This window comes from Streptomyces sp. SID5469, from assembly GCF_009862865.1.
GTDB classification, from domain to species: Bacteria; Actinomycetota; Actinomycetes; order Streptomycetales; family Streptomycetaceae; genus Streptomyces; species Streptomyces avermitilis.
Window position 1 is genome coordinate 185,214 of sequence record NZ_WWIN01000001.1, and the last position, 13,275, is coordinate 198,488.

Sequence of the window (13,275 nt, forward strand, 5' to 3'; positions counted from 1 at the left end):
GGCAGGCGGCCCGGCCCGCATGCCGCCGCCCCGGCCCGAACGACGTGTCCGCAGCCCCCGGCCACGTACACCGGGCATCGCACCGGTCGCTGCGCGGACGGTGAGGACCCGGAACCGTGACGGCACCGGGTCCTCACCCACTTCGCCCGACTCATGCGGGACTGCGCCTCATCAGCCTGCCGAGAGCAACGCCCGGGCATGGCGAGATTGGAGCGGGCAGGATCAGGGGAGAGCGCCCCACCGGTTGGGCGTACTGCAGGGGGAGGGTACGTGCCGAAGCCAGCGAAGAAGCGCGGGGTGCGGATCCCGTGGGTCACCGACGCATGCGGGGATCGCTACGACCGATCCGAGATCAGTGGCCGGCCTGATCGCGATGGACGCCGCCCGCCAGGCAGGCGTCGCCGACCGCGTCTGGACCGCCCACGCGAGTCTGGGACCGATGGAGTGGCCCGCCGTCACCGTGGACGGAGTGCGCTGGCCGAGTGCCAGCGAACTCGCTGCACAGCACAGCCAGGCCCTCGGCGTGCCGCCCGAGCGGCATGTCGAGATCCGCCGCAGCCGTGAAGTCGACGGTGAACGGGTGCCGTTCGACCTACTGGCCTTCATCGCGGAACGAGGCGACTGGCCCTGGCTCGGCCGGGCCCGCACCTGCACGGGCCCGTGGAAGACGAAGATGGTGTACCAGGCGTTCACCCCGCAGGTCCGCGCGCTCAGGAAGGAGACGGACGGCCCGCTGATGTTCGCCAACGTGCTCGGGATGCGGGCCGAGGAGAGCCCGGACCGACGCAACCGGGAGATGTGGCGCCGTACTACCGACAACTCGGCCCGGATCGTCGACGAGTGGCTGCCCGCGCACCAGGTGAGCACCGAGGAGGTCTGGGAGCGCACGATCAGCGCGGGGCTGCCCTACCACTGGTGCTACGACTCGTACCCCGGTGCCAAGGACCGGGGTGGTTCCAGTCGCTGTTCGTGCTCGGCCTGCACCCTGGCCAATCACCGCGATCTGCTGCTGACCGCCGGGCGCCGGCCGCGGATGGCCGAGTTGTGCGCGCTGGTCGAACGTGTCCGCCAGGTGCCGTTCAACCCGAACATCACCATGGCCGAGCTCATCGCGCTGTCCCGCCGGCGCGATGCCCCGGACCCCGGCGTCTTGGTCGAGGAGACCGAGGACTTCGAGCGGATGGAACGCGACGTCCACGCCGCCCTGCGCAAGCCGCCCACATGGGACTCCAAGGCCCGTACCGGGCCGGGCGAGATCCTGCACAGCGCCGCCGGGTGCGATGGCTGCCACTGACCACCACACCGGCGCTCACCCCCATCCGGGAGGGATACTCAATGACGATGACGACGACCCAGCGCATCCTCGACCTCGCTGCGGCGGCACCGGCCAGCCACGGCGAGGACCTGGTGCTGCTCCTGGCCGAGGCAAACGAGCTGTACCAGCAGGGCCTGCAGGAGCTGCACCGGGAAATGGCATCGCGTCTCGGCGGGCTGGCCACCGAAGACCTGATGTTCGCCGCTGAGACTGCCGGTATGCCCTGCGATGCCTCGCAGGACCGCGACGAGGTGATCCTGCTGCTGGCCCTGGTCGAGTGGGAGATGACGCCGGCCGCCATCGCGTACGCGGAGATGGCCGAGGACGCCGCGCGCCGCGGTGTCTGCCTGGTCCCCGAGGAAGGCCGTGAGCCGTGAGCGCGACCGTCAGAGAAGAACCTTGAGCCGCGGGCTGGACCTCCAACCGCAACTTCTGCCATTATTTGCGTTGTGAGTCGGGCTGGCCGGCTCACTGCTGACAGGACGGACGGTTCTGCCATGACCTCGCGCCGTGAGCCTCGCCTGGCCGACGCTGCCGAGATCGCGGCTGAACAGGGCCTGACACCCTCACGGATCAGCCAGTTCTACACCGAGCGCGCGGAGAACGCGGCCGGCAGGACATTCCCCGATCCTGTCGACAAGCGCGGCCGCGCCCGCCTGTGGAACCACGCGGAGGTCACCGAGTGGTTCGCCGACCGGGCGCCGTCACGGCTCGCTGAACACGCACCGCCCTCCCTCCCTCCGGGGACGTTACTGAACGCGGCGGAGGCCTCGAGGTATCTCGGCTACAAGAACTCCAGCCAGGTCACGACCTTCGTGCGCGATCACCCCGGTTACTTCCCCGAGCCGGATGTCGTCGAAGAGAAGGGCACGGCGGCGAACCCCTACCGCCGGCAGTTGTGGAAGGTAGAGACTCTGCAGGCGTGGATGGCCACCCGGCCCGGCCGCGGAAGACGAGCCGGAGCCAAGGAGGCGCCGCCGCTGCCCGACGTGCCGGTCGACGGCGATCCCGAGGAGCTTCTGGGGGCGAGCCAGGCGGCCGCCCTGCTGGGGTACAAGACCGTCGGCTCCTTCTCGAGCAGCCTGTCCCAGGGCAACCTTCCGCTACTGAAGACCACGGACGGGGTCGCAGAGAATGCCGGGCGCCAGAACGGGCGCCGGCGGTGGACGCGCCGGCGCATCCTCGAGCAGGCAGCCCAACGGTCCAAGAAGTAGTACCCCTGGCGGTGCGCGGAGCTCCGCTCACCGCCCCATGAACGCGACAGCCGGCTTTGGGTGTTGGTCCCTTGCGGGCCGGGTGTCGCACGATGGCCGGCATGGCGCGGCTCGCCACCGCGCCCCGCAGCAGCCTGGCTGCTGCGGACCGGCCATCGCCGAACTTCTCGTGGGGCCGCCCTCTTTTCAGTTCGCCAGTGGCCCCTGGCTCAGCAGATGACGGCCCTCGCTGCCGGAGCGAGCTGCCCTTGCGGATGGGCGCGGCCCGTGGTCGGGGCCATGGATGCCGAGCAGAGTGCAGACCGCCAGGCTGTTTCGCCTTTGTGACCATGGTCGGGGCTTCTTGGTCGGGGACCTGGTCGGGGCCGACGGGTTTCCTCGAACAGCAACCGCAGGTTTCCGTCGGAGACCACCACGGCCGTGGAAGGAAACATCTCATGAACAGCGCCGCACAGAGTATTCCGGCGACGGCAATGGCCCCCACTCCCGCTGAGCCCTTGACCCACCAGGTGCTGGCCGGGCTCGCCCAGCACCGCATCGCCACCACCAGCCAGATGCGTCGGATGTTGCGACCGGACGGCACGCGGCAGCTGATGTCCCGCGTGCTGAACAGGCTACGTTCCGACGGCTTCGTTGACTGCACGGTGCTGCCGGACGCGAACCGAACCCGTACCAACGCCTGGTACCTCACGCAGGAGGGCGCACGGCTGACCCGGGACCTGCCCGTCCTACGAGGACGGCCGCCCTACCCCATCTCCTCGATGACGGCAGCATCGCTGAAGACCCCGCACACGCTCGCCGTCGTTCGCGCTCACCTTGCTTTCGCCGCAGACGCCCGCCGGCTCGGGCACGAGCACGGCCCCTGGGACTGGACCCCTGAGGTGTCCCACTCCATCGGTGAGGGTGAGCGGATCGTAGCCGACGCGGTGATGTACTACACGGTCGTCGAGAGCGAACACCGGCGAAAGCTGCGCGCGTTCGTGGAAGTCGATCGCAGCACCATGAGCAGTGAGCGGCTGGCCGTGAAGCTGATCGAGTACGCCCGCCTGTTCCAGTACGAGGCCCAGCCCGTCGGCCGGCGGAGGCAGGCGTCCGTAGGTCCTGCGTGGCTGCGCTGGTATCCGGTTTTTCCCCGTGTGCTCTTCGTGCTCACAGGTGCCTCCCGGGTCAGGCTGGAGAATCGGATGAGCGATCTGCAGGCGATGGTGGCTCAGCACCCACTCGTGGCGGGTCTCGCTCGGGAGGTCCGGCTGGGAGCCGCCGTGCTTGAAGACCTGGAGCAGCACGGTCCCGCCCAAGACGTGTGGATGCCTCTGGTCGGAGGTAATTCGCGCCCGTGGACGGACCTGTGAGGTGAACGGCCGGTGGTCGCTCAGCGGGGAGGCCGCCAGCGGGTGAACACGCGAATCCCTCGCCGGGGGCGTACACGGTATATACGCAGCCCTTATAGAAGGCGCCTAGGTCCCGCTCGGTCTCCAAGGACCCGTGCAACAGGAAGTAGCCGAGCTGGTCGTAGACCTGCCAGGCCCGCTTCAGCAGGAAGCTGGCGAGGCCCTGGCCGCGGGCCTGCTCGGCTACCGCCAGGCCGTGCACTTTGCCAATGGCCACGCTCAGGATCACAGCCTGCACGTTGCTGTACCCGTACTCCAGAGCCCGCTCGATGATGGTTCCGGGGGCGGTGACGGACAGAGCGCCGATCGGCTGGTCCTGCTCGTTGGCGGCCACGAGAGTCAGGCTGACACTGGCCATCGAGTCGGCCCTCGGGTGCCCGATGGTCCGGCGCGCGAAGTCCTCGAAAAATGTCTTGGTGGTGCCGTCCAGACCGTCCAGGAGGGCGGCACCTGCGGTGCCCTGCTCGATGGAGGACCGCAGACCGGGATGAGCCGGGCCCCGGCCGTGTCGAGCAGCGCGTCGACGGTGTCCGCGTCCGCTGCTGTGGCGAGCCGCACGCGGGTGCCGGCGGGGCCGGGCCAGCCCTTCCGTAGCCGGTCGGCGGACAGCCGTACTCGTCTGCTGCTGCCCTTCTTCGCGGTGCGCTTCGCCATGGATAGCCCCCGGGGTCGGCGTGAACTGGGACGAAGCTGAGCGCCATGAGGGATGCTGTCCACCGCGAACGCCGTTCAAGGACCGTTTCCCGGCCGAATGCGCCGCACAGCGAGCACAGGCGCCGGCGCCAGCGTTAAGTGTTGATCAGTCTGCCGCCCCAGGACGCCGGTCCTGGGGCGGCAGACGTTTGTCTGAACCATCGTGGCCGCTGATCAGCGTTCTGCTCCCACGCTGCTGTCAGGCGCTCTGGCACAGCGGCGGCAGGAGTCCGTCGCCCGGCCAGAAGGGTTGCTCGGCCGCGACGCCGGTGAGGAACATGCCGACCTCGGTCAGGACCTTGGTGCGGTCGTCCGGTCCGTAGACGGTGAAATCCCCTGCTGCAGCGTTGAAGGCGCGCACTTGGTTCTCGGGGCCTGTGCAGATCAGGGCCCGGGCAACTGCGGGAAGTCCGAGGCTGAGGGCGTCGCACCTCTGTGTCTGCACGAGTTGCACCAGGTCGGCGGTGACACGTTCCCAGTCGCCGACCGTCGGCCAGTCGGCGCCTCCGTTCAGTTCGTGGGTAAGGGTGGCAAGCGGGATGACCTCGCGCGGCTGCCGACCTTGGGTGAGGAGGTCGTGGATCCGGGTGCCGTCGGGCTGCAGGATCCACGGGTGGAGCAGGGTGTCGGCGGCGACCACGGTGGTGTTGATCTCCAAGGTTCCGGGTCCGGGGTAGTAGGGCTCGTGCGCGAAGAGCAGGTAGATGTCTGAGGTGCGGGCAGCAGGGTTGGATTGGGGCATGAGGGGTGTTCCCTTCGGCGGTGAGGTGCCGGGCGTGTGCTGAGGTGCTTGCCGGTACGGGCGAGGCGGCCGCTCCGGCTCGCGGGCCTGGTCGGCGTCGGCCGGCGCTGACCGGGCGGATGGGTACCTGAGGACCTGGGCGACCTGGTGGGTGAGCTGGAGCATCAGCCGTTCGCGTGCGATGAGTTCACAGGAGGCCGAGCGGGTGTCCTGGGTCTGGAGCAGGTCGGCGGCATCCCAGAGCAGGTGCTGGCTGATCTGGGCCGACCGGCGCAGTTCGTAGCGGTCGCTGACGGCGGCGGCCTGGACGAGGTAGGTGTGCAGGGCTGCGAGGCGCTGGAGGTAACAGCAGGCGCTGGCGCCTTCGACGCTGCGGACGTGTTCGCGGGCCCGGGCGTCCAGCGTGGTCGGCAGGTGTTCGGCGAGCAGCGGCGCGAGCACGATCGCTGGCAGGGCGACGTCGGCGGGGATGCCATCGGCCATGGCGAACAGCCCGGCCAGCAGGCTGAACAACGCGACCGCGACGGTGACGACGCGCAGCGAGCCGGGGGTGCCGGGGGCCAGGCTGATGCGTCGGCCGGGGCGTCTGGTAAGCCAGCGCAGCGCCAAGCGCTGCGTGGGTGTGGCCGATGGGGTGAGGACCCCGATCTGGTGAGGGAGTTCGGGCTGGGAGCCGTCGCCTGGGATCGTCCAGGCGAGCCAGCCCCACCGGGTGCGCTCGTAGACGAGTACGGGTTCGCACTCGGCTGTACAGGTGTGGTCGCGTACGTGGCCGGTTCGCAGGGCGCGTGCGTGTTCCGCCTCCCACCGGCCCAGGTCAGCCGGGAAGGGGTGCAGGTGCTGGGTGAAGCCGCTTGGCGTTGGTCTGCGGCGGGTGTCGGTCACGAGTTGCTTCCTTCCGGTTGGTCGGTCAGGCGGAGGCGCACGTCGTGCAGCGGCCGTCGCCGTCGGGGTGGGCTCGCTTGCGAGTTGGTCCGGGGCAGGTGCGGCACAGTGGCCAGCCGAGGCAGGTGGGGCAGAGGTCGTCGCCGGGGGCGGTGGCGGGCACGCCGCAGCCGGCGCACTCGACGAGGGCCCGGTAGGTGAGGGCTTGGGTCACAGAGCGGGCGGCGGCCGCTGTCGATGACCGCTCTCTGGTCGCCTCCGCGAAGGGTTCGTCCAGCGGGGCCGCGCCGGGGCGGGCGGCGGTAGCGGGCGGCGGGTAGGCCTGGGCGGCGCGGAGCCGGGCGGCGATGATCGCGCCGATGGAGGTGCGCACCAGGTTCGGCAGCGGTCGGCTGGTGATGACGTGGCGCAGCTGCTCGGCGCTCCAGCCGGCTTCCAGCATCACGGTCGCCACGCGGCCTTGATCGGTCAGTGCCGGCCCGGTCAGCAGGAGTTCGGGACGGCTCGCCCCGATGTCCAGCAGCAGCCGGATACCCGCGTGCATCTCGTCTGCTGGAGTCGGCGGCTTCGGCGACGTTGTCGCGTGCGAGGGGACCGTCCGTGCGTTCGTGCGCGCGGCGTCGCCGCGGTCGCACGGACGGAGGGGGTTGGTCTTCTGCTTCGTGGTGTTCTTTCTGTTGGTGTTCTTAGTGGGGCGATTAACCGACGTCGGGTTATCCACCGGTGGAAAACCCGACAACGGTTGCGAGCTGGTGTTTTGCAGGCTGGGCAGGTCCGTGATGAAGTAGGCGGCCGCGCCGAGGGTGCCGTCGGGGTGGCGCTCGCGTTCTCGGAGGAGGAAGCGGTGCTTCTCCAGCTCTTTCAGCCCGCTCTTCACGGCTGCCTCGCCGTCTCGGCCGCGGCGCGCCAGGTCGGTGACGCTCATCCGCCAGCCGTCCCGGTGCGTGCTGATGTAGCCGAAGACTCCCTTGGCCTTGAAAGAGAGCCGGGCGTCGCGGAACAGGCCGTTGGCGATCTGAGTGAACTGGTCCGCCGCCATCACCCCACGGCGGACCCCTGCCCCGAAGCCCGCCCCCGCCTGCGGCGCTGAGACGAACGCCGTGCCAGCCGTCTGCGCGAGCGCGGCGTCGGCGATGGCTGGGTGGTCCGTGATCGAGTAGACGATGTCGCCGAGGGTCCCGTCGTCGTGCCTGAGCTGTTCGCGGATGAGGTAGCCGTGCCTCTGCAGTTCGCTCAGACCGGCGCGCACGGCGTCCCGCCCGTCAGGTCCGACGCGCACGAGGTCGGCGACTGTGACGTGCCAGCCGGTGACGTGGGTGCTGATGTAGCCGCAGATTCCCTTCGCTTTGAAGGAGAGCCTGCTGTCGCGGAAGAGGCCGTTGGCGATCTGGGTGAACTGGTCTGCCGCCATCACCCCACGGCGGATCCCCGCCCCGAAACGGGTCATCGTGCTCCCTCGCGCGCCATGAGCGCGCGGCCGCTGATGCCCTGGAGCGAGGGTGCGGGCGCGAGGTGGCCGGGGCCGCTGAGTGAGGAGAGGTGCGCGAGATCCATGCCGTCAGCTCACCCGGCGCCCCCGACCAGGCTGACGGCCACCGGCCCCGACCACCGGTCACGATGCGGCAACATGCGTACTGGGCTGCCGTGGTCGGGCTCATGGTCGGGCCGACCATGAGCGTCCTGGGTGCTCGGGAAGGATGCGCAGTCGCGGTTGCGCAGCGACGGTGGCATCCATTGCGCATGCAGTTGCGCAAGGGAGTTGGGGGGCCTGCGCAGTCGGCATGTGCGGGCGGCTGCGCACGGTTGCGCCGCGGTTGGCAGGGGGCCTCGGTCTTGGGGCTGCGCACTCGGCCCAGTTGTGCGCAACCGGGCTGCCGCGGCCCTCCTTCCGGTGACGGCGCGATCCCGAACCGTCAGCGGACTCTCCTTTCCGTACCGCCCGGGGCGCTTGGGCAAGTTCCCCGTCCCCGGCGCCTTCGTGATGGTGGTCCGCTCGGTCATGCCTGGTACCCATGGTCGGGGCTGTGGTTGGGCCGACCATGAGCCCGACCACGGGTTTTGTGTCCCCATCGTGACCGTGGTCGGGGGTTCATGGTCGGTGGTCGGGTCGGGGCTTGCGGGTTTTCTCAAGGTCAGCAAGTACACGTTCTGACCTGGGAGTTTGACCATGTCCCCTGGCAAGCAGGCCGCGGAGAGCGGCGCTGCCCCTGCGATGGCCGCAGGCGTAGAGCTGGAGAAGATGAGGCGCCGCGTGCGTGTGTCGCGCCTGGCCCTGTTCACCGCGATCGCGGCCGGCCCCGTCGCCCTGGGCGTCGCGGTGATGTCCGGCCCGACCACGGTTGTTGCCGCCCCCTTGGACAAGCCGACTGCTGTGCGTAGCGCCGTCGCTTCCGACCCGGCGGGCTATGCGCAGTTGTTCGTCGACGCGTGGTTGCGCAGCAGTGCCGACGACGCGAACAGTGCGCAGGCGCGGCTTGCGCAGTCCCTCGCGCCGGACGTCGATCTGCCGGATCCGGTCGCCGGTGCGCAGCCGAAGCCGGCAGCGGTGACCGCTGTGCGCAGTGCGCAGCGCGAGGACGGCGAGTGGGCGGTGACGGTGGCTGCGCAGTACGCGGACGGCCGTGTGCGCTACTTCGTCGTGCCCGTGGCGGCCGACGCGAGCGGCAGCTCGTTCGCCGTGACCGGCGCCCCCGGTGTGGTGGCCGGCCCGGCGCGTGCCGCGGTGTCCCAGTCGCTGTTCGGCGTGAGTGTTCCGTCCGGCGGCGATCTGGCGTCTGCGGTCGGGGAGTTCTTCGGCGCGTACCTGACCGGGGCCGGGGAGGTGGACCGCTACCTCGCGCCCGGGGTGAAGCTGTCGCCGGTCTCCCCCGCCCCGTACACCGCGGTCACCGTCCAGGAGGTGTGGGGCGCTGAGGAGGCCGTGGCCGCCGAGGAGGTGCCGGCCGACGGTACCAAGGTCCGTGTCCGCGTCCAGGTCGAGGCCAGGGATGACGCCGGGCGCTGGCCGCTGGCGTACGACATCGATCTCAAGTCCCGCTCTGGCCGGTGGGAAGTCGCGGCGCTGGAGTCCGGGACTGGCGGGGGCGGGGGTGCCCGGTGAGCACGGTGCAGAGCCTGATGCTCGCCGGCCGTCTGGACGAGACAGGCGACGGCTGGATCAACATGCTCGAGAGCTGGGCGACCAAGGGGTTCAAGGCGGGCCTGATGGCTCTCGTGGTGATCGGCATGGTCCAGAAGTTCAGCCTCAAGGCCGGCCTCGGTGCCCTGCTGCTGATGGTCATCGCGCTGGGGCTGTACGACAGCCGTAACGACCTGGCGGACATGTTCACCGACGAGGTGAAGAACCCGTCCAAGGGCGCTCCCGCCGTGCCCGGCATCGTGCGCGGTCCCGATCCGCTCGCCCGGGTGCACTCCGACGGCACGGGAGACGGGCTGTGAGCGCCGCGACCATGGGGCGGGTGGGCCGCTTCTACACCTCCGCCCGCCGCCACCCGTGGGTGCTGGGGAAGGTCGCCGACTGGAAGATCCCGCTCGGCCCATATACCCCGGCACAGATCGCGGTCGCCGTCGGCGGCGGCTTCCTGCTGGTCAAGACGATCAGCTGGTGGTCGTGGATGGGCCCGGTGCCCATCGTGGCCTGGGTCCTGACGGTCTGGGCGGTGCGCCGCCCGAAGATCAAGGGGCGCGCCCCGTTGCAGGCGGCGCTGGGCTGGGTGCTGCTCGCCTGGCAGCCGCAGGGTGGCCGGATGGGCGGCCGGGCCGCCCGGGACCGCCTTTCTCGTCCTCTGTTTGGCGGTTTCACCCTCGAGGTGGCTGCTCCCGCTGTCCCGGTCATGGCCACGCTCCGCGTCGACCAGCCTGCAGCCGATCGCAAGGCGCGCCGGGGCCCGGCGGTCCGTCCGTCCGCGCGGCCGCGCTCGGCGCCGCAGGCGCGCCCGGTGTCGGTGGGGCCGGTGTCGGGCGTTCAGCAGTTGCTCGCCCTCGCCGAACAGGCCGGGGGTGCGCGGTGAGGGTGCCGATCCGTCACATCGCCGGGCATCTGGTGTGGTCGACGCACGGCAGCGTGTGGGCCCTCTACCGGCTGCACCCCGGCCCGGACGAGCGGGGCCGCCGGGAGGAGACCGTCCAGGGGACGTACGTTCCGGCTGCGGTCCGGGACGAACAGCTCGCCAAGATCACCCACTTGATCCGCTCGCTGTCCGGGGCGCCGCGCCTGTTCGGGCTGTGCGCTCAGGTCGACCCGGGCGAGATTGCCCTGCGCATGATCGAGGGCATCGAGCCCGGCGAGACGGCGGCCGACGGCGGTCCGCATCCGTGGGTGGAAAACGTCGAAGCCACCCTGGACCTGCTGGGCGAGCAGGAGATGCACCGCCGCACCCTCTGGCTGGCGGTGCCGCTGCAGAACGAGGCCGCCGGCGGGCAGATGACCGCGTCGCTCGGCGCGATGTGGGCGGACGTCGCGCCGATGCTGGGCATGCGGGCTGCACCCGTGGCGCGCCGCGAGGTGAGCGGCTACCGCGAGCAGGCTTCCCGGGTGGAGGCCGCGCTCGCCGGCGGCGTCGCCTTCCGCCCGGCCCGCCCGGCGGAGATCGTGTGGATGATCCAGCACACTCTCCACCGCGGCCTGGAGGAGCCGCTGCTCACCGAGGCCGAGACCAGCGACCTGTACGGCGGACAGCTGCGGGCGGGGATGCTGCAGTCCCCCAGCTACGCCGATCTCGGCCAGGTCCGCCTGCAGGAGGGAGGCGTCGACCTGGCGCTCGACGACGTCGAGGGCCTGTCCGGCGGGGACCGGATCGGCCGCTCGGGCCGTAAAGCCTGGTGGCGGCTGAAGACGTCGTCGCCGCTGCGGCGGCGCTGGCTGCAGGTGGAGTCCGACGCCGGGGTGGGCTATCAGGCGCAGTTGGCGCTGGCCGAGTGCCCGCCCGCGGTCAGCCAGGACGCCGCCGACCTGTTCGCCCAGCTGGAGACGCTCGATTTCCCTGTCGACTACACCGTCGACCTCACTCTGGTCCCGGCGGAGAAGGCCCGCGACCAGGTCCGGCGCAAGAAGAACGAACTGGTCGACCAGGCCGACCAGTACGACGCCCGCCCCACCGGCATGCCCGCCTCCCTGACCGATGCCGCCCGCGACCTGGGCGAGCTGGACGCCCGCCTGTCGCGTACGTCGGTCGAGGTCGAGGTCCAGTCCGTCACCGTGCTGACCGTGTGGGGGCCGACCGCCGCCGTGTGCGACGCCCGCGCCCGGGCCCTGGCCGCGCTGCTCGGCGGCGCCGACTACCGGGCCGTGCGCCCCGCCGGGCTGCAAGAGGCCCTGTTCACCCTCGGTCTGCCCGGCACCGCGCGGCCCGGTGTGGTGCGGGAGTTCACCCAGCACCAGGTCAGCGAAGACTGGGCGCTGGGCGGGGCCTTCACCGCTGCGGAGGTCGGCGACCCCAACGGCATGTTCCTCGGCATCGACCTGGACTGCGGCACCACCCGCCCCGTGATGATCAACGTGGCGGACGCACCCAAGCAGGACGCCTCCGCCTCCATGGGAATCGTCGGCGATCTCGGCGCGGGCAAGAGCGTCCTGGAGAAGCTGATCTCCGAGTCGGTGTGGGCGCGCGGCGGGGTCGCGATCTGCATCGACCGCACCCCCGTACGCGAGTGGGCCACCTTCGCCCGCACCGCAGCTGCGGGCCGCTGCCAGATCATCGACGCCGCCCAGGCGGAGGTGTCCATCGACCCGCTGCGCATGTTCGACGGCCCCGAAGGCCGCCACTACGCCCTGTCCTACCTCACGCTGCAGCTCGGCATCGGCCCGATGAGCACCAACGGGGAGGTCCTGCACCACGCCGTCGAGCGGGCCGCCGCCGGCGACGCCCCCTCCATGCACCGTGTCCTTCAGGTCCTCGACGAGATGGCCGGGGCACAGGCGGGCAAGCGGCAGGACGCGGCCGCCACCCTCGCCGGCCTCATCCGCGTAGTCGCCAGCAACCCTCTTGCCGCGATGGTGTTCGACCCCGCGCTGCCGCCCGTGCGGCTGGACGCCTCCGGTGCCTCCGACATGATCGTGATCACGACGACCGGTCTGAAGCTGCCGCCGAAGGCCGCGTTCGACAAGCCCGAGGTCCTGCACCAGCAGCCGCTGGAAGCCCTGATCGGCCGCGCGGTGCTCTACCTGATCGCCGCGATCGCCCGCCAGACCGCTTTCGAGGACCCGGAGCGGTTCACCGCCGTGGTGCTGGACGAGCTGTACTGGCTGACCTCTTCGGCCGAGGGCACCGCCCTGGTCCACGAGATCCTCCACGACGGCCGCAAGCACGGCGCCGGGCTCCTCGCCGGCTCCCACGATGCCGAGGAACTCGGTCCCGACCGCGGGCTGATGGCCTACCGCGCGCTCGCCCGCACCGCAGACCGTGAACGCGCCCGCAGAGGACTGGAGTTCCTCGGTCTCGACCCGCACGACCCCGAGCTGCTGCGGCTGGTGACCACCGGCCTGTCCCCGGTCGGACAACGCGGCCGCGAAGGCGAGTTCCTCATCGCGTGCCCGCGGCAAAACACCGGCCGTATCAAGGTCGTCATCCCCCGCATCGAGCGGATCTCCTCCTCCATCACCACCACACCTGGACGCCGCACCACTGCGCCCGGGTCCGCGCCGCTCGCCGGCGCAGCCACAGGCGACCGTCCGAAGGAACTCCGATGACCTCTTTCGCACCCAGCCGTTCCCGGCGCCTCGCCGCAGCCGCGAGCGCTCTCACGGTGATCGCCGTGGCCGTCGGCGTGCTCGTCCTGGCGCTGGGGGTGAGCCTGCCGGAGGCCTGGTGGCCGCGCACCGGACAGGCCTTCGCCGCCGACGCCGCCAAGGCGCCCGCAGACCCGTGCGATCGGATAGCCGGTCCGGCCAAGGCGTACTGCGAGCGCGGCCGCCATGCCACGAGCGCCCAGGCCGGCGGTGACGCAGCCGCATGGAAGCTGCTGTCGGCCGCGACGGCGATAGGCGCGCTCGTGATCTGGCGACGCCGCGCGCATACGAGGCAAGGGCGGGCTTGA

General features: G+C 70.9%; 12 protein-coding genes. 10 read left to right on the top strand and 2 right to left on the bottom strand.

The features are described from left to right. Positions 1–355: 355 nt before the first annotated feature. From GTY58_RS00840 to GTY58_RS00860, 5 genes are all read left to right on the top strand, one after another. Positions 356–1,294 carry a hypothetical protein gene (locus GTY58_RS00840; protein WP_048894183.1) on the top strand — a complete coding sequence of 313 codons (939 nt, stop codon included), beginning with the start codon at positions 356–358 and terminating at the stop codon, positions 1,292–1,294. A 41-nt stretch (positions 1,295–1,335) separates the two neighbouring features. Then, complete coding sequence (locus GTY58_RS00845; protein ID WP_010981602.1) at positions 1,336–1,692, top strand: hypothetical protein; 357 nt, start codon at positions 1,336–1,338, stop codon at positions 1,690–1,692. Between the two features lie 120 nt (positions 1,693–1,812). Then, positions 1,813–2,529, top strand: a complete 717-nt coding sequence (locus GTY58_RS00850) for a hypothetical protein (protein ID WP_010981603.1) — start codon at positions 1,813–1,815, stop codon at positions 2,527–2,529. 437 nt (positions 2,530–2,966) lie between these two features. Continuing rightward, positions 2,967–3,881 carry a replication-relaxation family protein gene (locus GTY58_RS00855; RefSeq protein WP_010981604.1) on the top strand — a complete coding sequence of 305 codons (915 nt, stop codon included), beginning with the start codon at positions 2,967–2,969 and terminating at the stop codon, positions 3,879–3,881. A gap of 133 nt (positions 3,882–4,014) precedes the next feature. Continuing rightward, complete coding sequence (locus GTY58_RS00860) at positions 4,015–4,614, top strand: hypothetical protein (protein WP_037651023.1); 600 nt, start codon at positions 4,015–4,017, stop codon at positions 4,612–4,614. 198 nt (positions 4,615–4,812) lie between these two features. Here GTY58_RS00860 and GTY58_RS40050 read toward each other — a convergent pair whose 3' ends face one another. Together GTY58_RS40050 and GTY58_RS00870 are read right to left on the bottom strand one after the other, a co-directional pair. Beyond that, the gene (locus tag GTY58_RS40050) at positions 4,813–6,240 is read right to left on the bottom strand and encodes a hypothetical protein (RefSeq protein WP_010981606.1); all 1,428 of its coding nucleotides are present in this window, start codon (positions 6,238–6,240) and stop codon (positions 4,813–4,815) included. A 25-nt stretch (positions 6,241–6,265) separates the two neighbouring features. Next, the gene (locus GTY58_RS00870) at positions 6,266–7,687 is read right to left on the bottom strand and encodes a hypothetical protein (RefSeq protein WP_010981607.1); all 1,422 of its coding nucleotides are present in this window, start codon (positions 7,685–7,687) and stop codon (positions 6,266–6,268) included. Positions 7,688–8,407: 720 nt separating this feature from the next. Between GTY58_RS00870 and GTY58_RS00875 the strand changes: the two genes are divergently transcribed. Genes GTY58_RS00875 through GTY58_RS00895 form a run of 5 tightly spaced genes read left to right on the top strand, consistent with a single transcriptional unit; the run spans position 8,408 to position 13,275 of the window. Continuing rightward, positions 8,408–9,340: a conjugal transfer protein gene (locus GTY58_RS00875; protein ID WP_037651021.1), complete on the top strand. Its 933-nt coding sequence runs from the start codon at positions 8,408–8,410 to the stop codon at positions 9,338–9,340. Continuing rightward, positions 9,337–9,678: a hypothetical protein gene (locus GTY58_RS00880; RefSeq protein ID WP_037651020.1), complete on the top strand. Its 342-nt coding sequence runs from the start codon at positions 9,337–9,339 to the stop codon at positions 9,676–9,678. The genes GTY58_RS00875 and GTY58_RS00880 overlap by 4 nt, the downstream gene beginning before the upstream one ends. Continuing rightward, positions 9,675–10,250, top strand: coding sequence for a hypothetical protein (locus GTY58_RS00885; RefSeq protein WP_010981610.1), 576 nt, complete (start codon positions 9,675–9,677; stop codon positions 10,248–10,250). The genes GTY58_RS00880 and GTY58_RS00885 overlap by 4 nt, the downstream gene beginning before the upstream one ends. Continuing rightward, the gene (locus GTY58_RS00890) at positions 10,247–12,928 is read left to right on the top strand and encodes an ATP-binding protein (RefSeq protein ID WP_010981611.1); all 2,682 of its coding nucleotides are present in this window, start codon (positions 10,247–10,249) and stop codon (positions 12,926–12,928) included. The genes GTY58_RS00885 and GTY58_RS00890 overlap by 4 nt, the downstream gene beginning before the upstream one ends. Beyond that, a complete protein-coding gene (locus GTY58_RS00895; RefSeq protein ID WP_010981612.1) occupies positions 12,925–13,275 on the top strand; it encodes a hypothetical protein in 351 nt (116 codons plus the stop codon). The genes GTY58_RS00890 and GTY58_RS00895 overlap by 4 nt, the downstream gene beginning before the upstream one ends.

Excerpts from the sequence above, each read along its gene's own strand:
- GTY58_RS00870 (WP_010981607.1), bottom strand. The coding sequence starts at position 7,687 with ATGACCCGTTTCGGGGCGGGGATCCGCCGTGGGGTGATGGCGGCAGAC.
- GTY58_RS00845 (WP_010981602.1), top strand. The coding sequence starts at position 1,336 with ATGACGATGACGACGACCCAGCGCATCCTCGACCTCGCTGCGGCGGCA.
- GTY58_RS00850 (WP_010981603.1), top strand. The coding sequence starts at position 1,813 with ATGACCTCGCGCCGTGAGCCTCGCCTGGCCGACGCTGCCGAGATCGCG.
- GTY58_RS00855 (WP_010981604.1), top strand. The coding sequence starts at position 2,967 with ATGAACAGCGCCGCACAGAGTATTCCGGCGACGGCAATGGCCCCCACT.
- GTY58_RS00895 (WP_010981612.1), top strand. The coding sequence starts at position 12,925 with ATGACCTCTTTCGCACCCAGCCGTTCCCGGCGCCTCGCCGCAGCCGCG.
- GTY58_RS00875 (WP_037651021.1), top strand. The coding sequence starts at position 8,408 with ATGTCCCCTGGCAAGCAGGCCGCGGAGAGCGGCGCTGCCCCTGCGATG.